General features: G+C 42.2%; 17 protein-coding genes. 13 read left to right on the top strand and 4 right to left on the bottom strand.

Annotated features, from left to right (window positions below):
- Positions 1-41: 41 nt before the first annotated feature.
- On the top strand, positions 42-3,263 hold the full coding sequence (locus QR40_RS30465) for a discoidin domain-containing protein (RefSeq protein WP_052431108.1): 3,222 nt from the start codon (positions 42-44) through the stop codon (positions 3,261-3,263).
- Position 3,264: 1 nt separating this feature from the next.
- Positions 3,265-3,975, top strand: coding sequence for a hypothetical protein (locus QR40_RS28425; protein WP_027293375.1), 711 nt, complete (start codon positions 3,265-3,267; stop codon positions 3,973-3,975).
- 132 nt (positions 3,976-4,107) lie between these two features.
- Here QR40_RS28425 and QR40_RS28420 read toward each other — a convergent pair whose 3' ends face one another.
- Positions 4,108-5,358, bottom strand: coding sequence for a PocR ligand-binding domain-containing protein (locus QR40_RS28420; RefSeq protein ID WP_044297814.1), 1,251 nt, complete (start codon positions 5,356-5,358; stop codon positions 4,108-4,110).
- Positions 5,359-5,648: 290 nt separating this feature from the next.
- Here QR40_RS28420 and QR40_RS28415 point away from each other — a divergent pair, with 290 nt between their 5' ends.
- From QR40_RS28415 to QR40_RS28400, 4 genes are all read left to right on the top strand, one after another.
- Complete coding sequence (locus QR40_RS28415) at positions 5,649-6,287, top strand: corrinoid protein (protein ID WP_044297813.1); 639 nt, start codon at positions 5,649-5,651, stop codon at positions 6,285-6,287.
- A 198-nt stretch (positions 6,288-6,485) separates the two neighbouring features.
- Positions 6,486-8,693 (top strand): ASKHA domain-containing protein, encoded by a 2,208-nt coding sequence (locus QR40_RS28410; protein WP_052431107.1) that lies wholly within the window; start codon positions 6,486-6,488, stop codon positions 8,691-8,693.
- Positions 8,694-8,735: 42 nt separating this feature from the next.
- Entirely contained in the window at positions 8,736-9,524 is a 789-nt protein-coding gene (locus tag QR40_RS28405; RefSeq protein WP_027293378.1) for a polysaccharide deacetylase family protein, read from the top strand.
- Positions 9,525-9,555: 31 nt separating this feature from the next.
- Entirely contained in the window at positions 9,556-10,869 is a 1,314-nt protein-coding gene (locus QR40_RS28400) for a replication-associated recombination protein A (protein WP_027293379.1), read from the top strand.
- Between the two features lie 66 nt (positions 10,870-10,935).
- On the opposite strand, the gene QR40_RS28395 is transcribed toward QR40_RS28400, so the two are convergent.
- Positions 10,936-12,612, bottom strand: a complete 1,677-nt coding sequence (locus QR40_RS28395; protein ID WP_044297812.1) for a bifunctional diguanylate cyclase/phosphodiesterase — start codon at positions 12,610-12,612, stop codon at positions 10,936-10,938.
- Positions 12,613-12,851: 239 nt separating this feature from the next.
- Between QR40_RS28395 and QR40_RS28390 the strand changes: the two genes are divergently transcribed.
- The gene (locus tag QR40_RS28390; protein WP_044297836.1) at positions 12,852-14,129 is read left to right on the top strand and encodes an amidohydrolase family protein; all 1,278 of its coding nucleotides are present in this window, start codon (positions 12,852-12,854) and stop codon (positions 14,127-14,129) included.
- A 58-nt stretch (positions 14,130-14,187) separates the two neighbouring features.
- Here the strand turns inward: QR40_RS28390 and QR40_RS28385 are convergent, their stop codons facing one another.
- Positions 14,188-14,913, bottom strand: a complete 726-nt coding sequence (locus QR40_RS28385) for a hypothetical protein (RefSeq protein ID WP_044297811.1) — start codon at positions 14,911-14,913, stop codon at positions 14,188-14,190.
- A gap of 202 nt (positions 14,914-15,115) precedes the next feature.
- On the opposite strand from QR40_RS28385, the gene QR40_RS28380 reads away from it, so the two are divergent.
- Positions 15,116-16,711, top strand: a complete 1,596-nt coding sequence (locus QR40_RS28380; protein WP_044289263.1) for a potassium/proton antiporter — start codon at positions 15,116-15,118, stop codon at positions 16,709-16,711.
- Positions 16,712-16,835: 124 nt separating this feature from the next.
- The gene (locus tag QR40_RS28375; RefSeq protein WP_027293384.1) at positions 16,836-18,344 is read left to right on the top strand and encodes an IMP dehydrogenase; all 1,509 of its coding nucleotides are present in this window, start codon (positions 16,836-16,838) and stop codon (positions 18,342-18,344) included.
- A 125-nt stretch (positions 18,345-18,469) separates the two neighbouring features.
- Here the strand turns inward: QR40_RS28375 and QR40_RS28370 are convergent, their stop codons facing one another.
- The gene (locus tag QR40_RS28370) at positions 18,470-19,093 is read right to left on the bottom strand and encodes a YesL family protein (RefSeq protein WP_044297810.1); all 624 of its coding nucleotides are present in this window, start codon (positions 19,091-19,093) and stop codon (positions 18,470-18,472) included.
- A 239-nt stretch (positions 19,094-19,332) separates the two neighbouring features.
- Here QR40_RS28370 and QR40_RS28365 point away from each other — a divergent pair, with 239 nt between their 5' ends.
- The 4 genes from QR40_RS28365 to QR40_RS32755 all read left to right on the top strand — a co-directional run bounded on the left by QR40_RS28365 (position 19,333) and on the right by QR40_RS32755 (position 23,328).
- The gene (locus QR40_RS28365; RefSeq protein ID WP_027293386.1) at positions 19,333-20,283 is read left to right on the top strand and encodes an ABC transporter permease; all 951 of its coding nucleotides are present in this window, start codon (positions 19,333-19,335) and stop codon (positions 20,281-20,283) included.
- Positions 20,284-20,300: 17 nt separating this feature from the next.
- Positions 20,301-21,218 (top strand): carbohydrate ABC transporter permease, encoded by a 918-nt coding sequence (locus QR40_RS28360; protein WP_027293387.1) that lies wholly within the window; start codon positions 20,301-20,303, stop codon positions 21,216-21,218.
- A 140-nt stretch (positions 21,219-21,358) separates the two neighbouring features.
- Positions 21,359-23,146 (top strand): extracellular solute-binding protein, encoded by a 1,788-nt coding sequence (locus QR40_RS28355; protein WP_044297808.1) that lies wholly within the window; start codon positions 21,359-21,361, stop codon positions 23,144-23,146.
- 59 nt (positions 23,147-23,205) lie between these two features.
- Positions 23,206-23,328, top strand: a complete 123-nt coding sequence (locus tag QR40_RS32755; protein ID WP_255348072.1) for a hypothetical protein — start codon at positions 23,206-23,208, stop codon at positions 23,326-23,328.
- Positions 23,329-23,595: the final 267 nt, after the last annotated feature.

Genomic DNA, 23,595 nt, shown 5'->3' with positions numbered 1-23,595 from the left:
CCAACATCTTAGGATGCACGCTCTGGAAGGGAGAAAGAGCTATGAGAGAAAAACAATTGATAGCAGTATTTGTATCAACAGCACTGATTCTGGGAGGAATCACCGTTATACCGGCAGAAAGGGTTAATGCGGCAGAAGTAGTAAATGCAGCAGAAGAAGTAAATGCAGCAGAAGAAGTAAATGCGGCAGAAGTAGTTAATGCGGCAGAAGAAGTAAATGCATCAGAAGAAGTAAATGCGGCAGAAGAAGTTCATGTATCAGAAGGAGTAAATGCATCAGAAGCCGATATCCAGCAGACGGTCATCGATTTTGAAGACAGGGGTGGTGAAGAACAGGCGCTTACCGGGATCTATGGAGGATGCGATTTTGGAACCGGTGGTTTTTTTACAGGAGCTGCCGGCGGAAATGTAAAACTATGGTCGGAGACTTTGACGAAGGATGCCCAGGTAAGTAAAATTGCCATTCCCTATGGGAAAATATTCCGTGGATTTTCAGCTTTTTCAAGCAGTGGGGCAACAGTGAAAGTAGTTTCGGGATCCGAGAGCAATACCTTTTCTGTGGGGACTGAGGAACAGGATTTTATCACCGATTTTAACAACGATGAAATGGCTGTTTATCTCGTGATGGAAAGCCAGGGGGGCTCCAGTGAAATAAAGCTGGACAACCTGATCTTAGAAGATGTGGATATCACGAAGTTAAACGTGTCACAGAACAAACCGGTAACTACATCCGGAGATAATCAACGTCCGGCATCCAATGGAAATGATGGGAATTATGACACTATGTGGATCAATAACGGACCTGGTGCGGATAAATGGTGGCAGGTTGACCTGGGTCAGGATTATGATCTTCTGGATTTCGAATTAACATTTGAAAAAGATGAGAGCAATCCGTGGAAATACAAAATTGAAGGTTCTTCAGATGGAGTGAATTTCACCATGCTCACTGACCGGACGGAAAATACCGATGGGAATAAGACCCAGACCGGAGTATTCCCGGAGAATACCAAATTCCAGTATGTGAGAGTGACCATTACCGGCCTTCCGGCTGAAACCTATTGGTGTGGATTTGCAGAATTCAAGGTGTTTACCGACAATCAATTAAGCAATGTAGCTTTACACAAGAATGCGGAACAGTCTGGAGGAAGTAATGCGCCCGGACTGGCGGTGGACGGAGATACAAAGACCTTCAGTGGAAATACCGGTTCCTTCCCCTATTGGTGGACAGTGGATTTAGGGAGCATTTATAACGTAAAAAAACTGGAGATCGAATGGGAAGATTTAAAGGACAAGGATATTGATCTGGCGGAAGACTGGAAGTACACAATTGAGTATTCCGGTGACGGAGGAGAAAACTGGGTTACCGCAGTGGATTATTCACAGGAATCACCCTATACTGATCCGGCTTCTTCGCTGGTACAGACAGCAGACGTGGATATTGAATGCAGCAAAATCAGGGTCACAATCACAGGCAAGCCTTCCCAGCGTCCGTTTGCGTGGGCAATCATTCCGGAGTTCAGGGCTTTTGCAGTGGATACAAGTGTGCCGACAGAGGCGGGACAGGACTTGAATCTGGACCTTGCTTTTGGACAGCCGGTGGAGGCGTCAAGTACAGCAGAAAATTATAAGGGAGAAGCGGTAACAGACAATGATCCTGCAACTTCCTGGAAACCGGCGGCTTCAGAAGAACCGGCATACCTGCAGCTTGATCTGGGCAGAGAATTCAATATCAGAAGCCATAAGGTGGAATTTGCAGAAAATACATCGAAAAATGATTATCAGTTCATGGTATCTTCCGACAATGAGAACTGGACTATCCTCTCTGAGGTATCGGGCCAGACAGCGGAAGAGAAAATTAAAATACCGGAAACACCGGCTAAATATGTAAGGTTTTTATTCACAAATCCTTCAGCTGACCTGGAAGTTACGGGCATCCATTTTGATGGACTGGATGCAGGCGTGCCCAGCGGGAAAAATATATTAATACTGGCACCACATCAGGACGATGAGATGCTGATGGCAGGCGGAATCATCAAACGGGCGGTAGACGCAGGCGACAATGTAAAGGTACTCCTTGCTACCAATGGCGACTACAACGGACAGGGAAGCGGACAGGGCAGAATCGTGGAATCGATCAATGCGCTGAATGCACTGGGGCTTACCAAAGATAATATCATGTTCCTGGGATATGCAGATACGGGCGGTCTTGGCGGCACGCAGACTTACTGGGACAGCTTTCTGCATAAATTATATACGGCTGAAGATGATACTGTTTTTACCAGCAGATTCGGCAATCAATACAGTTATGGCAATCCGGACATCAAGCAGGACTACCGCTTTGAATTAACAGGAGAGCACTCCTTATATACAAGGGCAAATTTTGTGAATGATTTAAAGGATGCTATTATTAACAGCAATGCTACAGACATCTATGTTCCATCCAGATATGATATGCACTTTGACCACGCCTATCTGGACTTGTTTGCAATAGAGGCAATCCAGAGTATAAAGAGAGATAATCCGTCCTATAATCCGACTCTGCATGAAAGTATTATTCACTCCTGCGCAGGAGACGGTAACTGGCCGGTGTTAAACAGTGATGAAGCAGGCATCCAGGCATTTAATATGCCTCAGGGGCTTGAGGATCTGACCATGTTTCAGTGGTCAGAGAGAGAAAATGTTAACGTACCTTATTCCATGAGGCAGACACCATTTTCTTTTAACTTAAAAGACCAGGCGCTTCGTCTATATACCTCACAGTATTATGGCTACATTGGATCCTTTGCTAAGGTGAATGAGATATTCTGGACCAGGGATTTTACCAGTTTCGCAATGAATGCTGTAGTAACGGCTTCATCAGAAATGAGCAATACAGACAGAAAGCTGGACCAGAGTGCCGTTAAAGCAGTAGATGGCGTCCTGGATGGAGAAGCAGGAGGACTGCCCTATGGCCACATGAGATTTGCACATGCAGAATGGGTAACAAACCAGGAAACAGCAGGGGCATGGATCAACCTGGATTTCCAAAATAAAGTAGATATGAGACTGATTAAATTATATGACAGACCGGATATGGATAACCAGATCACAGGCGGTAAACTGATATTCGATGACGGTTCCGAGATTGAGGTGGGAGAACTTCCCAATAACGGAAGGCCACTGGAGATTCCGGTAAATAAAAATTCCAGGAGTGTTAAATTCGTAATAACCTCCGTATCTGGCAGTACAACCAGTACCGGTCTGGCGGAAATAGAAGTGGAATAATATGAAGTATATACGATGGAGCGTTGTCTGCATCCTGTTCCTGGGATTGGCAGCAGGTATTATTTACATATCTTTAAAGGATACAGATACGTATATTATGAAACTGGATCATGTAGAAATATCAAACGAGCAGTTTCAGTATTATTTAGATAAAAATAGAACAAATATCATCAGCAGATATCAGAAACCGGGGGAAACAGTTGACCGGGAATTCTGGAACAGAGAAGCCGAAGAAGGTATGTCTGCAGCCACGTTGTTAAAGGCAGAGGCAAAGCAGGACTGCCTGAGGGAACAGATGATTTTTATTCTGGCAAGGGAAAGAGGGCTTAGCAAAGCAGTTCAATTTGACGAGATAAAAGAAGAGATGGAAAAAGAAAATGCAGACAGGGAGACTTCTGTAAAAAGTGGAAAAATCGTATACGGAAATAAGAACTACAGTATGTCCACATATTTAAGTTATTCCATCAGTAATTTATCCAGGGAATTGATTAAAATCATGGAAGACAATGAATTAAAATATACAGATGAGCAGATTCTCTCATTCTGCCAGGAAAACGGAAAAGATGTCAATGGACTTAGCAGCGGAGAAATCCGGAGCAAATACGGTTTGGTTTACCGAAATGAATTACTGGTCAGATACGTAGACAGGTGTATTGAAAAACGGGGTGTTGTATTGAAGCAGGAAGAATTTGATGGGGTTACGGTTCAATAGATGTGAACCATCTTTGCGGAAGTATTTCATCAGTTCCCCGGATACCGGATTACCAGCATTATCACAGCATTAAGAAAAGGTGCAGAGCCATAAGGGAAAGAGTTCCCGGTGCTGCACCTTTTCTTGTATGTTTTACCGGTATTGCTTTGGAGTCAAACCGGTATATTTTTTAAATACTTTAGAAAAATAACTCTGATCCTCAAATCCTACAGCTATAGCAATATCAATAACGGAATAATCCGTATTCGCCAGAAGCCGTTTGCTTTCTTCAATCCGCACCATATTCAGATATTCTTTAAAAGAAGAACCGCAGGACTGCTTAAAGACCGTAGAGAAGTAGGCAGGATTTAAATGTACATCATTTGCCACTTCTTCTAAAGTAAGATTTTTAGAATAATTTTTGGAAATATAAGCAATTGCTTTCTTCATCAGTTCATTGTTTTTTGAAGGAATATAGTTAAACATGGATTCGGTGAATACTTCCACGCTTTCCTGGAGCTTATAGCACAGTTCATCCAGATTGTTTATGTTCTGAAGGTTCTGTAAAAAGTGGTTATTTATTTTTAAAATACTGTCCGTTGCTGCACCGCCTTCAATAGCAGCCCTGGATAGCAGGGAGCACAGCTCTATTGCCCTGGATTTTAAGATATCCATGCTGTTTCCGCCGGAAAATAGTACATAACCTAACAGGTCGTTGAGGATTCCTTTTGCCTCCGGTACATTTTTTGTCTTCACCTTGGTAATCAGTTCTTTCTCTTTTTCATAAGGATAGCTGACTTTTTCATCATCTCCAAATGATTTGTACATCTGAATCGACTCATTTATTTTTGACTGCTGATGTAATTTCCCCTGGTTAATGATCAATTGCTGCCGGCTGTCTGAAATCAGGCTTGAGAACAGATAGTAGAGCAGCTTACTGATCTGGGTCACATGTGCAGGTGTAATTACCTTAATGGAATTCGATTCCTCATACAGCTCCAAAAGAGATTCGGTAGGGATCTCATAGCGCTTTGCGATATCCAGAATCATAAGGGAATCCGGAACATCCATTAAAAAAGGTCCTACGAGAATAGAACCGAAGAAGGCGTTTTTATTCAGCAGAGGAAATACAATATGGTTCAGATTTGCATGGCAGGAAAATATATAGGTCTCCCCTAGCGTTATGGCTCGCTTACTGGCGTTAATATGCAGCAGTTCGCAGCTATCATCCTTAGGCAGATGTTTTTTAAAAGTGTTGCAGAAACAAGTCTCTGCGCCACAGGATTCCAGGATCTTACCGTTTTCATCGATTACCTGAATAGGAAGATTAACGCATGCCTGGAATGCTCCCAGCATTTCTGTCAAATGTTCTTTTTCAACCACAGTATAGAGATATGGCGTCATGTTATTACCTCCCTGCCATTAAATGGTAAAATTTTTGTGAGAGTGATATCTAAAGTAAAAAATATACAAATTCCAAAGAGACAATTTGTGTATTATAGACAATTCGCAAATAAATCCCTTATTTTTCTTCATTATAGCATACATAATGCAAAAAAAATACATTGAATCTAAAATAATTACAAAAAAAGAAATTGGAAATGAATTATACTGTGGACATACAAGTTACAGAAGCTTTGCGGAGAGCTGATGTAATAAAAAATGTAGTGGCAAATAAAAGGAGGATATTAGTCATGGCAATTATTGAAGAAATTTCAGCTTTTTTACAAAAAGGAAGAGCAAAAAATGTAAAAGCATTGGTACAGCAGGCAATTGATGAAAATTTAGATCCAAAGGCAGTATTAAATGAAGGTCTGTTATCCGGAATGATGATCATCGGTGAAAAGTTCAAAAATAATGAAGTTTTCGTACCGGAAGTACTGGTAGCAGCCAGAGCAATGAACGCAGGATTGGCAATTCTGGAACCAAAGCTTGTAGAAGTTGGAAATGAACCGGTTGGGAAAGCCGTTGTTGGTACTGTAAAAGGTGATTTACATGATATTGGTAAAAACCTTGTAGTAATGATGTTAAAAGGAGCAGGTCTTGAAATTCATGATATCGGCGTAGATGCAGAGCCGGCAGCATTTATTGATAAGGCAGAAGAAGTTGGAGCAGATTTAATCTGTATGTCAGCACTTCTGACTACAACAATGCCGAATATGCAGACTGTAGTTGATGAGTTAAAAGAAAAAGGACTCCGTGATAAATATATCGTAATGGTTGGTGGGGCGCCAGTAAATGAAAGCTTTGCAGAACAAATTGGAGCAGATTATTATACACCGGATGCAGCAACCTGCGCCGAAGTTGCTAAAAAAGCTGTATTAGCCAATTAAAGTCATAAAAAACAAAAAAATTTACATAGGCTGTCGCATACCTGAGAGGTTATGTGACAGCCTTGATTGTATTTATCAGCGTACATAAGATGTGTGAGATTGGCGATACGTGAGGGACAAGTGTGAAAGAAAATCGCTTTCACACTCTTTATTAGTGCAGTACCGCAGACAGGTCTGCGGTATGCGGGAGGGACAGATATGCAGATAACAAGAAAGGGTGAGATTATCTGTCTGGATGGATTCGATGTCAGGATAGATAAAAAGGTAGTCCTGCAGTTGCTAGACTGTAAGGAAGATAACCCTATATATGAAGAGGTTGAGGAAGAATATGAGGAACTTCAGGAGATCGTTTATGGGAAAATAGATCCTCATGCTTTAATTAAATTCGATGAGGTACCAAAAGAGATAGCAAAGCAGATAAATCTAAGGGAAAAACAGGCGGCATATGTTCTGACGACCGTTGGCAGGGAAGTAAGTGCCTACAGTACCCTGATGTTTCAACAGGGAGACTATCTGAAAGGGATGCTGATTGATGCCATGGCTGACAGTTTTCTGTTTCAGATGGAAGATGCGCTGCAGGATGTTTTGCGGGAAGAATGTGCGAATCGAAAAGCGGGTATAAAGAAGCGTCTGGAAGCGCCTCACGATATCCCTATGGAAATGCAGCAGGTAATGCACCGCCAGATCAGGGCGGAAGAAATGCTGGGGATCGGCATCACATCAGGATATATGTTTGATCCGGTAAAAACCTCCTGTCTGATACTGGTCTTAACCGATGATGAAAAGGAATTCCGGATGCAGCACGATTGTAGAAAATGCAGTGCACTGCATTGTAAATTAAGAAAGGTGGCACCTGTTATGATTGAAGTAATTGAGAATGGAAAAAGCTACCGGATACCATGTGCAGAAAAGCAGAGTATATTAGATGCACTGATAGCCCATGATGTATATTTCAGTGCGGTATGCGGAGGAAAAGGAATCTGTGGTAAATGTAAGATTCAGCTTCTGGAAGGCAGCCTTGATGTAACCCCTTCCGATGAAAAAAAATTCACAAAAGAGGAGCTGGAAAAAGGTTATCGGCTGTCATGCAGGGCATTTCCCAAGGAAGACTGTAAGATTGCGTTAGACAGAAATGATGAGTCAGACTTTGAAATAGTATCGGATTATTCAGGAAAACAATCTGATTCAGGAGCATCAAATGACACTGCTTTTGGCATTGCCATTGACATTGGAACTACTACAATCGCCCTGAATCTGATCGGAAAACAGAGTAAGGAGGTGGTATACTCCTTTTCTACCATTAATAAACAGAGAAGTTTTGGAGCAGATGTAATATCCCGTATCCAGGCATCCAATGACGGGAAGAAAAAAGAACTGCAGGCTTCCATCCGTCAGGATCTGTTAACCGGCATCCGCGAGATTATAAAAGAAACGGGAATTTCCCCAAAGCAGGTGGAGCAGGTAGTAATCGGATGCAACACAACCATGGGGCATCTTCTGATGGGCTATTCCTGTGAAACACTTGGAGTAGTGCCTTTTACACCGGTTAACATTAAGATGATAAAAGAACCTTTTGAAAAAATCATGGGGAGTGGGCTGCTGGATTGTGAATTAGCAGTGCTGCCTGGAATTTCTACTTACGTTGGCGGGGATATTGTATCCGGGATGTACTTTTGTGACTTTTTTAAAAGCGAAGATATCTGCCTTCTGGTTGACCTGGGAACCAACGGAGAGATGGCTCTGGGAAATAAGGATAAGATACTGGTTTCTTCCACAGCGGCAGGACCGGCTTTTGAAGGCGGTAATATTACCTGGGGAATGGGCAGCGTAAAAGGTGCGGTCTGCGGTGTCCGTCTGGATAAAGAAAAAGCTGAGGTGGAGACCATTGGAAACGAACCGCCCATCGGCCTGTGCGGTACGGGGGTAATTGAGATAGCAGCGGAACTTGTACGGGAAGAATTTGTGGATGAGACAGGGCTTTTGGATGAAGATTATTTTGACGACGGATTTCCAATTGCTAAAACACCGGATGGGAAAAACATAGTATTTACCCAAAAAGATGTAAGGGAAATCCAACTTGCCAAGGCAGCTGTCAGAGGAGGAGTAGAAACGCTGCTCCTGCGCTATGGTGTAACTTATGATCAGGTAAAAACGGTTTATCTGGCAGGAGGATTTGGTTTCCATATAGATACGAAAAAGGCGTTCCAGATCGGTATGCTTCCCAGGGAATTTGCAAATAAGATTCAGACGGTAGGAAACAGCAGTCTGGGCGGTGCCATTCGTTATTTTATATCCGAAGATGGTGACAGGGATATGGAACGTATGGTAGATCTGTCGAAGGAAATTAATCTATCCAGTGACAAAGAATTTAACGATTTTTATATGGAGCATATGTTTTTCGAGTAAAGCATATATTGTTGTTAAGACTTCAATGGATTGTGGATATATATGGAGAAGTGGAAACAATATGTGGAAAGAGGATTGATCCTCGGTGGAATTGTGGTTTTTGTATTATGTATGGTAAATCTGTGGCAGTCCGGTTCAGGTCCGGCAGAGAGTCTGGATGCAATGGATACAAAGATTTATGAAGATTCCGGGGAGACACCGTTAACAGAAATAAAAGAAACTGAAGCAGGACGGGGACCAGATAAAGAGACAGAGGCAGAGGCCGCAGATGATGTGAAGCCGAAGATAGCTCTGACTTTCGATGATGGTCCCCATCCTGTTTTTACGCCAAAGCTGCTGGATGGTCTAAAGGAGCGGGGGGTAAAAGCCAGTTTTTTTGTTATGGGAGAAAATATCAAAGGACACGAAGATATTATTAAAAGGATGGCAGATGAAGGTCATGTGATTGGCAATCATACATATTCTCATGTGAATCTGAACCAGCTGTCAGCGGAAAAAGCCTGTGGCGAACTTGCCAAAACCAGTGATCTGGTGAGAAAACTTACCGGAAAAGGGACAGAGTATGTCCGTCCTCCGTTTGGTGTATGGAATGATCAGTTAGACTGCCGCATTACCATGCTGCCGGTGATGTGGAATATCGATCCACTGGACTGGAAAACCATGAATGCTTCCACAGTTACAAATAGGGTAGTGACGAAAGCCAAAGAAAATGCTATTATTTTATTACACGACTATTATCAGTCTTCCGTTGATGCAGCGTTACAGATTGTAGATCAGCTGCAGGCGAAAGGATACCGGTTTGTAACCGTTGAGGATATATTGTTAGAATAATAGATTTAAGAAACGGACAGGAGAAAAGAATATGGATTTATTTGATTATATGCGAAGCAATACCATGGAAAACGAAGCGCCCCTGGCTTCCAGAATACGTCCCAAAACCTTAGAAGAGGTGGTGGGACAGCAGCACATCATCGGAAAAGACAAGCTGCTGTATCGTGCCATTAAGGCGGATAAGTTAAGCTCAATTATATTCTACGGACCGCCCGGTACCGGGAAGACGACGCTTGCAAAAGTTATCGCGAATACCACCAGCGCAGAATTTACCCAGATCAATGCAACGGTAGCAGGTAAGAAAGACATGGAAGAGGTTGTAAAGGGTGCGCAGGATAAGATTGGGATGTATGGAAAAAAGACGATTCTGTTTGTAGATGAGATCCACCGTTTTAACAAAAGCCAACAGGATTATCTGCTTCCCTTTGTAGAGGACGGAACTCTGATCCTGATAGGGGCAACCACGGAAAACCCTTATTTTGAAGTAAACGGTGCTTTGATTTCCAGATCCATTATTTTTGAGCTTAAGCCTCTTGTAAAGGAAGATATCCGTACGCTAATTGAGCGTGCTGTTTATGATGTGGAACGGGGAATGGGCGCTTATAACGCTGTTGTGGAAGAGGATGCCCTGGAATTTCTGGCAGATATAGCCGGAGGGGATGCCAGATCAGCACTAAATGCAATTGAATTAGGCGTTTTAACGACCCAGAAAAGTGAGGATGGCAAGATTCATATTACCCTGGATGTAGCATCGGAATGTATTCAAAAGAGGGTAGTAAGATACGACAAAACCGGAGATAATCATTACGACACCATTTCGGCATTTATTAAAAGCATGAGGGGATCAGATCCGGATGCGGCGGTATATTATCTGGCGCGGATGCTCTATGCGGGAGAGAGCGTTACTTTTATTGCAAGGCGTATTATGATCTGTGCATCGGAGGACGTAGGGAATGCAGATCCCCAGGCGCTTCAGGTGGCAGTAGCAGCGGCTCAGGCAGTGGAGCGTATCGGTATGCCGGAATCCCAGCTGATCCTGGCGCAGGCGGTGCTCTATGTGGCTGCGGCACCAAAGAGTAATTCGGCTACCAATGCCATATTCCACGCCACAGAGGCAGTAAAGAATAAAAAGGTAACCATACCTCCTTATCTCCAGGATGCCCACTATAAAGGTGCGGCAAAACTGGGTCATGGCATAGGTTATGAATATGCCCACGATTTTCCAAAACACTTTTCCAGACAGCAGTATCTGCCCGATGAGCTGGTGGGACAAGTCTTTTATGAGCCATCAGAAAATGGATATGAGAAAAAAATACAGGAACATATGAAATGGTTGAGGGAATAGAACTGCTGTCCCAAAGTACAGAAGTAGTTAAAGGAACAAATTTTATAAGAAAAGATATTGGGGGACCTAATGGTTCTCCCAATATCTTTTTTTAAAGTCAGAAGCACTTATGGGTTTTGAAAAGTAAAATCCCTGGATGCTGTCCGGATGAATGGAACGTATGGTTTCCAGTTCTTCCGGGTATTCAATGCCCTCAACGCATACCTGGATATCAACACTGTGGCATAGCTGTATCACGGCGCTGATGAAGGAATAGTTAAAAACCTCCCGGTTAATTGCAGATATAAAGATCCGGTCTATTTTTACAATATCAGCCGGTGACTGAGCCAGCATACCAAGAGAAGAATATCCGGTTCCAAAATCATCCATGGCGATCTTAATATGCTCGTTTCGCAGCTGGGCGAACGTATATTTCAGAGCCTCCATATCGGTGACAAAATAACTCTCTGTCAGTTCCAGCACAATATGACGGGGTTCCAGCTGATACTGTGTCAGAAGGTCACGAATGTATGAAAGGAATGATACATCCAGCATCTGCAAATACGAAATATTAATATTCATTACGAAATCAGGAGCATAGGAGATCCATTCTTTGCAGGTTTTGACGGCCTGCTCCAAAACCCACTTGCCGACGGGTACAATAAGCCCGCCGGATTCCAGCACAGGAATGAATTCTATCGGACTTACGGATCCGTAAGTCTCGCTGGACCAGCGAAGCAATGCCTCGGCCCCTCCGACTGCAAGTGTATCATTACTGATTAAAGGCTGATATACCATATGGAAATGCTCCATGTGATTCATAATGCTTAACTGCAGCTGGTTCGTAATTTCCAGGGTACGAAGTTTTGCTTTAATTAAATCAGGAGAAAAAAACGTACAGGTATTTTTCCCTTTCTGCTTGGATACTTCAAGAGCGCTTGCAGCAAATTTAATTAAATCAAGATAATTATCCCCGTCCGCGCCGATCATTGCGATGCCCCCTGAGACTGTACAAAAGTAAGAAATTCCATCTGTAATCTGTCTGCGGTTAGCATATGCATGTATTTTTTGATAAAGCTGGTATAAATCCTGCCCGGAAGCATTTTTATATACAATAGCGAATTCATCCCCGTCAAAACGGAACAGATCCGCATCCGGAGGAAGAAATCGCAGGATTGTCTGGGCAAATTGACGCAATACCGTATTACCAAATATATGGTCATTCAAAGCATTGATTCTGGAGAAGTCATCCAGTCCGAGCAGGAGTATGCCGCCGGGATGGCATTCATTCTGAATCAGCCTGGTAATTAATTTTTCGCATTCCCGCTGGGCAAACAGACCTGTTATATAATCAATTTTCCCTTTACTGCCAAGGTTCGTCACTACTCCGGCAAAAAATAGCGGATTTCCTTTCTGATCCCTTTTTAGCAGACCACGGCAGATAACCCAGACATATTCATTTTTACGGTTACGGATTTGATATTCTACATTATGTTCATCGGTCTCTTTGTTCAGCATCTTTTCGATGGAATCAAAGTAGCGTTGTCTGTCCTTTTCGTGTACCAGTTCACCCCAAAGAGGAACAAGTCCATGCACCTTTCTGCCCGGAAGATCAAAATCATGCAGCATATTTTTAGAGATAAGGGAGATATCCCGAGTCATATCTACTATATAAATATAGTCATCTGTACTGTTTTCTATGGCTTCATAGAATAGATATGGGTCAATCGTAAAATCATGAAATATTTGTTCATTATCAGTCATCGGTACACCTCTTTTCGTCAGAAGATAAGAAAGGAAATATTTGTTGAGAAATATCGTTTTTAGTAATGTATAAACCTATTATACATTAAATGGAAGGTTTTTAAAATGAAAAAATTCTTTTTTTGCATCCCGGATACTTTTGTGATAAAGTAGCTTTGAGTAAAGAATACCAGGGAAGATAATAATGAATGAAAATTAAATGGAAAATAATCGATAATAATAATGGAAAAGGAGTGAATATGGTGAGTAATAAAAATAGTTATGCGATAAAAGGAAATATCATATATAGTACCACACCGGATCAGCTGATCCTTATAGAAAATGGTTACGCTGTCTGCGAAAATGGTATTTGTGGAGGAGCTTTTGCAAAACTGCCGGAGAAATATAATGGTATTCAGGTAAAGGATTATGGTGACAGGCTGGTTATACCCGGTCTTGTGGATCTGCATATGCATGCGCCCCAATATGGGCTGCGTGGTTTTGGAATGGATCTGGAACTCCTCGACTGGCTGAATACTTATACATTTCCGGAAGAGGCAAAATATGCCAAAGAGGAATATGCTAAAAAGGCATATGGTATGTTTACGGAAGAGTTGAAGAAGAGCCCTACTACCAGAGCCTGCATATTTGCAACGATTCACAGGGATGCCACAAAGATACTGATGGATCTGCTGGAGAAAACGAAGCTGCGCACGATGGTAGGAAAAGTTAATATGGATCGGAATGCTCCGGAATATTTATGTGAATCAACAGAAGAATCCGCAGCGCAGACGCTGCAGTGGCTTAAGGAAATGCAGGGGCAGTATAAATATGTAGAACCTATATTAACACCCAGATTTATACCAAGCTGTTCAGACAGTCTGATGAAGACGCTGGGCGAAATTCAGAAATCACAGCATTTGCCTGTTCAGTCCCATTTATCGGAAAACGAAGGGGAGATTGCATGGGTAAAGGAATTGTGTCCGGCTGCAGGATTTTACGGAGAGGCATATGAACATGCAGGCCTGTTCGGGAATGGATGTAAGACAGTCATGGCGCACTGCGTATCTTCTGTAGAAGAGGAGATAGCATTGATCAAAAGAAACGGAGTATATGTGGCACACTGCCCACAGTCCAATATGAATCTTTCTTCCGGTATAGCCCCCATTAGAAAATATCTGGATGAAGGCCTGCATGTGGGGCTGGGATCCGACCTGGCAGGTGGAAGTTCAATGTCCATGTTCCGTGCTATGTCAGATGCAATACAGGTATCAAAGCTCTATTGGCGTATGTGGGATCAGTCAGCATCACCGCTTAATGTAAAGGAAGCCTTTTATCTGGCGACAAAGGGAGGCGGAGAATTCTTTGGAAAAATAGGCAGTTTTGAATCCGGCTATGAGTTTGATGTTCTGGTTATAGAGGATGAATCCATCTGGCATCCCCAGGAACTGGGGCTTTTGGAAAGACTGGAACGTGTCATCTATCTGGGAGATGCAGACAACATCGTTGAAAAAATTGTGGCAGGAGAGATCATCTGAAAATCCACAGCAGGGAAAGAAAAGCAGCAGCTTTTTGCCGGGGATGGAGCTACATTCTTCATTTAAATAATTTCAGATAAAATACTTCGCTAAAATCAAACCGCATGTCACAGCTTTCGGTGTACCCATATCTGCCGCCTGTCTCCAGATACATCTGGGATAAAAGGGAATCGGGAACAACGTAGCCCAGTATAAAAGTATGGTCTTCCCCCGCCTGAATGGGATAATAGCCTTTTTCAGGCAGAATCCGGGATTCTATACTTCTTAGGGGCTGCGTACCATCTGAGACCCGGTTAAAGCGTATCTGGCGGTTTGCAGGTACAAATTCAACAATTTTTCCTGGATCATTGTTATGAACTTTTAAGGTTACCCAGACATAGGAATGGGTATCGTCAGCAGAAGCTATCCCATCCGCAGCATCATTTGGCGGTTTTATGTCCATGGCAGGATGAGAACCGGGTATTTTTGCTATCTCTACCTGTTCTACAGTGTACGTAACGCTTCTTTTCTGGTTCTCGGTCACGGTTACAGGCGTATTCAGATTGATGCCGTCCGCAGCCTGGATATCTGCTTCGGTTTCTTTTTTGGTTTGTTCTGTCTTTGCATCGGAATGTATAAATATCGGATTTGTTTCCACTTCAGGAGGAAGTGTAAAGGTCTCCTGTGTAATATTGCCGGAAGACGCCGTTGAAGGCTCGGTTGAAGTTTGGGTTACAGGAGCACATCCTGCCAGCAGGAAACAGATTCCTGCATATGTATAAAGAAAGACTTTCTTCTTTGTCATAGCGGTTCCTTTCATAAGATGTATTTTATGGATGACGGATTGTTAATAAATATATTCTAGCGTAGTTCTCAATTGAATGCAATGGGGCTTTCCTGATGGATAAAAACCAGTATTTTTGCATATTTTACTTTACGGCTGTGTTTTCCTGTGATATTATAAAAAAGTGGTTTACATAATATTACAAATATTTTTAAGAGAGGTGATGCGATTGCTCTACATTTTAGCTATTTGCAGTGCAGTTTTGCTGCTATGTGTTTTCCTGGGAAAGATATCCGGTCGTCTGGGAGTCCCAAGTCTGTTGCTTTTTATGATTCTGGGAATGTGTTTTGGATCGGATGGATTTATCAAAATCCCATTTGATAATTTCGGTATGGCGGAGTCCATATGCTCTACCGCATTGATTTTTATCATGTTTTCCGGGGGGTTCGAGACAAACTGGGCAGCGGCAAAGGCTACCAGTATACAGGGAATTCTGCTCTCTGTCTTTGGTGTTTTGATTACTGCCGGTATAACAGGACTGTTTTGCCATTTCGTACTTGGCATGACATTGCTGGAAGGTATGCTGATAGGTTCTGTAGTCGGTTCTACGGATGCGGCATCTGTCTTTTCCATTTTGCGTTCTAAAAAGTTAAATCTGAAAAATGGCCTTGCTTCCGTACTGGAATTGGAAAGTGGAAGTAATGACCCGGTTGCCTATACCATGACTCTTATTCTTTTATCCTTTATGTCCGGAGGTTCTTCCGTTCCGGTGATTTCCATTTTTTTTAAGCAATTGATGTTTGGTCTTCTTGCCGGCGTACTGATTTCGCTGCTGGCGGTACTGATTCTGCAGAGAGTCCGGTTTGAATCTACCGGAATGCGGACGATTTTTGTTGTAGCCGCAGCTTTGACTGCTTATACACTTCCGTCCTTTATTGGTGGAAATGGATATCTGAGCGTGTACGTGGCAGGAATTATTATGGGTAACAGTAAGATGGTGCAAAAGGTGGAACTGATCCAGTTCTTTGACAGCTTATCAGGACTGATGCAGATTCTTCTGTTCTTTCTTCTTGGTCTTCTGGCATTTCCTTCCCAGATTCCGGGAATCCTTTTGACTGCATTATTAATAGCGGGCTTTATGAGTTTTATAGCACGTCCGGCAGCAGTGTACTGTATCATGAAACCATTTGGACGATCGTTCCGGGAAATTGTATTTACGTCATGGGCAGGGCTTCGGGGAGCGGCATCGATTGTTTTTGCAATCATGACAGTAACGAATCAGGCAGACCCGCAGAATGATATTTTTCATATTATCTTCTGTATTGCCCTTCTTTCAGTAACATTCCAGGGAAGTTTTCTCCCGCTGCTGGCTAAAAAACTAAATCTGGTATACGATGATGAAAATGTTATGAAGACCTTCAATGATTATCAGGATGATACGGATATGGTGCTGATTGAAACCTGTATCGATGAACACAGCCCATGGAAAGACAAAATGATCAATGAAGTATGCCTGCCTTCAGATTCTCTGATTGTAATGATTAAAAGAGAAGGCAATACCATTATTCCAAAAGGCAATACGATTATATCCGAAGGCGATATTCTGATCTCCAACAGAATTGCATCCAGAAGCAGTTCGGATATTCCACTGGTTGAAGTGCCGATTTCCAGTGAACATGAATGGACAGATAAACCGCTGAATCAGATTACCCTTCCCAAAGATTCTCTGATTGTGATGATCAAGAGGAATTCAGAAATTTTAATACCCAGTGGAAATACAAAGATACAGACTGGAGATATATTAGTTATGAACATGTAAGAGCCAAAAGTGGGAATAATTTTGCGACATTTGCCGAAAAATGAAATTTGGGAGTAAAAAGCCTTGTATTTATCCGTAAAAAGTCTTATGATATAACATAAAATCAGATGAAGGAGAAGATAAAATGGCATTCTATTACAACGAACCATCCCACACTTTTAGCGAGTATTTATTAGTACCAGGATATTCTTCAGCCCAGTGTATTCCGGCAAATGCATCCTTACGTACCCCGATAACGAAATTCAGGAAGGGTGAGGAACCGGCGATTTCTATGAATATTCCGCTTGTATCTGCGATCATGCAGTCGGTTTCCGATGACAACATGGCAATTGCATTAGCCAAAGAAGGTGGTATTTCCTTTATATATGGTTCACAGACAGTTGAACAGCAGGCAGAGATGGTAACCAGGGTTAAAAATTATAAGGCAGGTTTTGTATCCAGTGATTCCAATGTGAGACCGGATCAGACGCTTGCAGATATTCTGGTTTTAAAATCTGAGACCGGACATGCAACTGTAGCAGTAACCGATGACGGTACTGCAAACGGCAAGCTGGTAGGTATTGTTACAAGCAGAGATTACCGCGTGAGCCGTATGGATCCTGCAACCAGAATTTCTGAATTTATGACCCCGATTGAAAATGTAATCTATGCAAAAGAGGGTATCAGCCTGAAAGAGGCAAATAATGTGATCTGGGATCACAAATTAAATGCTCTTCCAATTCTGGATAACAACCAGAGACTGGTGGCTTTTGTATTCCGTAAAGATTATGATTCTCATAAAGAAAATCCATTAGAACTCCTTGATACTTCCAAACGTTATATTGTAGGTGCGGGTATCAATACAAAAGATTTTGCAGAACGTGTTCCAGCTTTAGTAGAAGCAGGTGCTGATATCCTTTGCATTGACTCCTCAGAAGGATTTTCCGAATGGCAGAAGCTGACCATCGAATTCATCCGTAAAAATTATGGAGACAGCGTAAAAGTAGGTGCAGGAAATGTAGTTGACCGTGAAGGATTCCGTTTCCTGGCTGAAGCAGGTGCTGACTTTGTTAAAATAGGTATCGGCGGCGGATCGATCTGTATCACCCGTGAAACAAAAGGAATCGGCCGTGGACAGGCAACAGCCGTTATCGAAGTGGCAAAAGCAAGAGACGAATATTTTGAAGAAACAGGAATCTATGTACCAATCTGTTCGGACGGTGGAATTGTACATGATTATCATATCACCCTGGCACTTGCTATGGGCGCAGATTTCTGTATGCTGGGCAGATACTTCTCCAGATTTGATGAAAGCCCGACAAATAAAGTTATGGTAAATGGTAATTATATGAAAGAGTACTGGGGTGAAGGTTCCGCAAGAGCCAGAAACTGGCAGAGATACGACATGGGTGGAGCATCCAAGCTTTCTTTTGAAGAGGGTGTTGATTCCTATGTACCATATGCAGGAAGCCTCCATGACAACCTGAGCATAACACTTAGTAAAGTACGTTCTACCATGTGCAACTGTGGTGCCTTAAGCATACCGGAATTCCAGAGCAATGCAAGACTGACCCTGGTATCATCCGTAAGTATTGTAGAAGGCGGAGCCCATGATGTAGTATTAAAAGATAATAATATAACTCCTGTGAAATAAGAAATACGAAATATAAAAAAGATTAAAAGTATCATTATTAATGTTATAAAGATTAAAATTGAGAATTTCAAAAATACCGGAGAATTGCCAAAAAATTGGCGATTCTCCGGTATTTTTATATCTGTTCATTTTGAACATACAGCCTCATCCTCATATTTAGAAAGAACTTTGTTAAACAGAAAAGAATTACAATAAGCAATGAAAGCAAAGCCCACAATTACCATGAACAGCTTTGTCTGAGCTGTCGTGAAACACAAAAGAATGACAATACCCTGTATGATGAGCAGGGCAATGGTCTGCAGCCGATGTTCCAAGGCAATCCGGTAAGAATTTTTGATTGTTTCGGTGATATGGTTTTGAAATCTTGTAATCAATGGAAAGGTATACAGAAAGGATATTACCAGCATAACGCTGAGCAGTGTCAACACCAGCAATATTACATTAGCAGCCATTGTACCGATTGCATTCCAAAAGACCAGATTGAATAAAAGAATAGCTCCGGTTAGGAAATAAAACAAAAAAGCCAGAGTGGCAGCTTTAAAATTCTCCCGAAACGCATGGAAGAAAGTTTTCAAAATATAACCATGATCTCCCCTGGCTTCCTGTATAGTGACCTGATACAGTGCGCTTAAGGAGGCACCGGTCGTGAACAAAGGCAGGCAGCAGATCAGAAATACGATATTTAGCAGAATGAATTCACATAGGGTATTGATAAATTGAAAAATTGGACTGTTGATATTGAATTTCATAGGTTTTCTCCTCTATTTATTAAATAAGTTATTAGCCCTATCTTATATGGGAGCAGGTAAAAGGTCTACAGGAGAAATGATAGAAAAAATACGGATAAAATTAGAGATTTTTTCTCCAGAACCACAAAGGTGTAATTTTTACAGGATCCATGTGAAATTTTGAAGGTATCCGTAAAATCCTTGGGATGATAACATAAATGCAAGTAAACGCACCATGTGAATTGATAGGAGGAAATAGAGTGAAGAAGAATTTAGCATCTGCCACAGTTGGTGACAGACAGAAAAAAGCGAAGAGCAGACAGGGGAAAAAGTTATTTTTTTGGGTACTGCCCTTTATTATCCTGTGCTTTTTGTTTTCGTATTTTCCGTTACACGGTTGGATCTACGCATTTTTTGATTATAAACCACCCCTTCCGCTGTCTAAATGTGAATTTGTAGGTTTGCAGTGGTTTCAGACGTTATTTGCAAATAAGACCCAGATGGAACAGCTGATGCAGGTAATGAAAAATACATTTGCAATGAGTTTATTGGGGATAGCAACATCCATACTGCCAATCGGATTTGCGATTTTTTTAAATGAGATCAAATGCAAGTGGTTTAAAAATCTGGTACAGACCCTCACCACGCTGCCCAATTTTATCAGCTGGGTACTTGTCTATTCTGTGGCATTCAGTCTGTTTTCCAACAGTGGTATGGTGAACACCATGCTGCAGCATATGGGGGTAATCACAGATCCTTTAAAATTTTTAGACAGTGATTCTCATACCTGGCTCTGGATGATTTTGTGGAATACTTGGAAAGGCCTGGGCTGGGGCTCCATCATGTATCTGGCATCTATCGCAGGTGTGGATACGGAATTGTACGAAGCAGCCAGAGTGGACGGTGCAAACCGTTTCCAGCTGATGCGCAATATTACCCTTCCCGCTTTGATGCCTACATTCTTTGTACTGCTTATGCTGTCCATTGCCAATTTTCTGAACAATGGAATGGACCAGTACTTTGTGTTCCAGAATTCGTTCAACAAAGCACATATTCAGGTATTAGATCTTTACGTTTATAACATTGGCATGACAGGTAACAGTTTATCCCTTGCCACTGCCATCAGTATGCTGAAAAGCCTGGTGAGTGTAACGCTTCTGGTAATTGTCAACTTTGTTTCAAAGAAGACCAGGGGAGAATCTATTATTTAATGTTGGGAGGAGAAGAGATGAAAGAAATAAAAAAGAAAAAACATCTTACAAAAGGTGATGTAACATTCAATATATTTAATTATCTGATTTTCGGGCTGCTGACGCTTATTTGTGCTTACCCCTTTTATTATCTTATTATAAATACAATCAGTGCCAATGACCTAAGTGCCAACGGGATGATTAATTTTCTGCCGCAAAAAGTACATTTAGAGAATTATATTCAGGTTTTGCAGTTAAAAGGCCTGCCGCTGGCGGCATTGATCTCTCTGGCACGAACCGTGCTTGGGACAGCACTGACTGTTTTGGCATCGGCTTTTCTGGGATTTATGTTTACCCAGGAAAAAATGTGGCACAGAAAACTCTGGTATCGTTTTTTAGTCATCACCATGTATTTTAATGCAGGGCTGATACCCATGTTTATCACGATGAAAACCCTGCATCTTACCAATACCTTCTGGGTATATGTGATACCGGCGATTGTACAGCCGTTTAATATTATTCTGGTTAAGACCTACATTGAATCTATACCCAAATCCCTGCAGGAGGCAGCGGAAATCGACGGCGCCGGAATTATCAAAATTTTCTGCAAGATCATACTGCCCACATGTACGCCGATTCTTGCGACAGTGGCAATATTTGCAGCAGTTGCCCAGTGGAACTCCTTTCAGGATACTCTGATTTATATTACGGATCAAAAGCTCTATTCCCTGCAATATCTGTTGTACCAGTATATTAACCAGGCAAATTCCCTGGCGGCAATGGTAAAAAATAATGCAGGATCGGCATTGAATATGGCAGCCCTGGCAACCCAGCAGACACCTACTTCGATCCGGATGACGGTTTCTGTGATTGTAGTACTGCCCATTTTATTTGTTTATCCGATTTTCCAAAAATACTTTGTAAAGGGAATTATGATCGGATCGGTAAAGGGATAATAAATAGTGCCCCGGCAGCTATTGCCAGGCGGACCGGCAAGCGTGCCGCGTGCCCATCAGGCTCGTTGCCCGCGGGAATAAATGAAGTTTATTTGCGCTTAAATTAAATATAAAATATAATAAAAATATGGAGGTAGGATATGAAAAAGAAATTAATCAGTATACTCTTATGTATGGCTATGACAGCATCTGTGTTAGCTGGCTGCGGTGGCAAAAGCAAGGAGACGGCAGATTCATCAGGAGGCAGTACGGCAGCAGGAAAAGAAGCAGTCTCAAACAGTAAATATGAAGATTTTATTACCGTTGATGTATTTGACAGTCTGGCTAATTACCAGGGGATACAGTCGGGATGGTTTGCAAAGGTGGTCAAGGATAAATTTAATATGGAACTGAATATCATTGCACCAAATGTTGCAGGCGGAGGAGATACCCTGTTTCAGACACGTTCCGCAGCAGGGGATCTTGGGGATTTAATTATTACGGGAACTGGAAATGGAAAATTACAAAATCTGGTTACGGCAGGACTTTTAATGGACATGTCGGATTTACTGAAGGATAAAGATGTTGTTAAAAATTATCAGCCGGCAATTGACAAAACCAATAAACTGGTGAAGGAAGAAGGAACCTGGGCGATTCCAAGTGAAATATCCACACAGCCGGCGGATACACCAAGTGAAGGCCTGGATCTTACGTTTGGACCGTATTTCAGATGGGATGCATACAAAGAGGCAGGATATCCACAGATGAAGACCCTAGAGGATATGCTTCCTGTTCTGCAAAAAATGCAGGAGGTATGCCCTGCCAGCGACTCCGGTAAAAAAACGTATGCTATATCTTTATTCAAGGACTGGGACGGCAATATGATGAATAATGCAAAACAGCCAACCTGTTTCTATGGTTATGACGAGCAGGGATTTGTCCTGGCTAAAGCGGATGGTTCCGACTACCAGAGTATAATTGATAATAATTCCATGTATGTCCGTGTGTTAAAGTTCTTCTTTGATGCAAATCAGATGGGGCTTGTGGATCCGGAATCCACGACACAGAATTACGATACCCTTGGAACAAAATATAAAGACGGACAAGTCTTATATGCCCCATGGCCATGGCTTGGACAGAATATGTACAATACTCCGGAGCGTAAAGAAGAGGGAAAAGGATTTATGCTGGCACCAATCGACGACATGAAAATCTTTTCTTACGGATGTTATGCAGAAGGCAATTCCAATAGTGTAATGGCTATCGGCAGTAAAGCAGAAGATCCACAGAGACTGGCGGACTTCATTGACTGGTTATATTCTCCGGAAGGTATAGAGATTAACGGACAATCATCCGGCGCAGCAGGACCGGAAGGTCTCACATGGGAAATGAAAGATGGAAAGCCATGCCTCACAGATTTTGGAAAGCAGGCGCTTCCCAGCAATGATGTAGCGGTGCCGGAAGAATGGGGCGGCGGTTCCTGGAAGGACGGCGTATCTGCCCTGAATTATAAAACAAATTCATTAGTAGACATCGATCCCAATACCAATGCGGCATACAATTATCTGTTATGGGACTCCGTACTGGAAGAGAATAAAACAAAACTGGATACAGACTGGCAGGAGAAGATGGGTGCGAAAACAACCTTAGACTATCTGGAGAGCCATGATCAGATTATGGTAGCGCCGGGAAGCAGCTATATTGCACCGGAAGAAGATTCCAACATTACAACGCTGAGAAGCCAGTGCAAAGCATCCATTGTGGACTATTCCTGGAAGATGATCTTTGCATCAGGGGAAGAAGAATTTAACAGCTTGCTGAAAGAAATGCAGGATACGGTTCTGGGACTCGGATATGAGGATGTGCTTGCCGTGGATATGCAAAATGCAAAAGACCAGGCAGTCACCAGAACGGAAATTTTAAATGCAGCACCGGTGTCTGAAAAATAGTATGGGACTTATTAAATTTGGGTTTAGCTGAGGAAGGGGACGCTTTGTAGATGTAGGTAGTGTACGGAAAGATGGGTGTGGGAAACTGGCATGGGCTCCGTCAGCTGGCCGCAGAACTGGTATTTTCTAACCTTTCCGAAGCGCTTTTTGGCGGCACGCGGGCATTCACCGAGAAATCCTGATGCATTTCTCGGTTCAGTACCCGCTTAGTATCCGATGGGAGCCAGTCGAATACTATCCGCCAAAAAACACTTCGAAAAGCTAAGTAAATGAACTGTACCCTTTGTCAAGGACATTTTAAAAAGTGGGGCACTTTTTTCGCACCTTTACTTCCAAAGTATCCTGCATACAGGTACACCTCTTTAAATGTCATGGTATTCTATGAAATTTTTTAACTATCCGTATTTTTCTGATATAATTGGCATCCAAGTTCTTCCGGTTTTTTGGCT

It is taken from the genome of Robinsoniella peoriensis, from assembly GCF_000797495.1.
Classification (GTDB): domain Bacteria; phylum Bacillota; class Clostridia; order Lachnospirales; family Lachnospiraceae; genus Robinsoniella; species Robinsoniella peoriensis.
This window is presented reverse-complemented; position numbering and strand designations above follow the sequence as displayed.

Bases quoted from the DNA above. Each gene is read 5' to 3' on its own strand.
- QR40_RS28380 (WP_044289263.1), top strand. From the start codon at position 15,116: ATGCGATTGCTCTACATTTTAGCTATTTGCAGTGCAGTTTTGCTGCTA.
- QR40_RS28415 (WP_044297813.1), top strand. From the start codon at position 5,649: ATGGCAATTATTGAAGAAATTTCAGCTTTTTTACAAAAAGGAAGAGCA.
- QR40_RS28375 (WP_027293384.1), top strand. From the start codon at position 16,836: ATGGCATTCTATTACAACGAACCATCCCACACTTTTAGCGAGTATTTA.
- QR40_RS28420 (WP_044297814.1), bottom strand. From the start codon at position 5,358: ATGACGCCATATCTCTATACTGTGGTTGAAAAAGAACATTTGACAGAA.
- QR40_RS28355 (WP_044297808.1), top strand. From the start codon at position 21,359: ATGAAAAAGAAATTAATCAGTATACTCTTATGTATGGCTATGACAGCA.
- QR40_RS30465 (WP_052431108.1), top strand. From the start codon at position 42: ATGAGAGAAAAACAATTGATAGCAGTATTTGTATCAACAGCACTGATT.
- QR40_RS28390 (WP_044297836.1), top strand. From the start codon at position 12,852: ATGGTGAGTAATAAAAATAGTTATGCGATAAAAGGAAATATCATATAT.
- QR40_RS28400 (WP_027293379.1), top strand. From the start codon at position 9,556: ATGGATTTATTTGATTATATGCGAAGCAATACCATGGAAAACGAAGCG.
- QR40_RS28395 (WP_044297812.1), bottom strand. From the start codon at position 12,612: ATGACTGATAATGAACAAATATTTCATGATTTTACGATTGACCCATAT.
- QR40_RS28370 (WP_044297810.1), bottom strand. From the start codon at position 19,093: ATGAAATTCAATATCAACAGTCCAATTTTTCAATTTATCAATACCCTA.
- QR40_RS28405 (WP_027293378.1), top strand. From the start codon at position 8,736: ATGGAGAAGTGGAAACAATATGTGGAAAGAGGATTGATCCTCGGTGGA.
- QR40_RS28385 (WP_044297811.1), bottom strand. From the start codon at position 14,913: ATGACAAAGAAGAAAGTCTTTCTTTATACATATGCAGGAATCTGTTTC.
- QR40_RS28410 (WP_052431107.1), top strand. From the start codon at position 6,486: ATGCAGATAACAAGAAAGGGTGAGATTATCTGTCTGGATGGATTCGAT.
- QR40_RS28360 (WP_027293387.1), top strand. From the start codon at position 20,301: ATGAAAGAAATAAAAAAGAAAAAACATCTTACAAAAGGTGATGTAACA.
- QR40_RS28425 (WP_027293375.1), top strand. From the start codon at position 3,265: ATGAAGTATATACGATGGAGCGTTGTCTGCATCCTGTTCCTGGGATTG.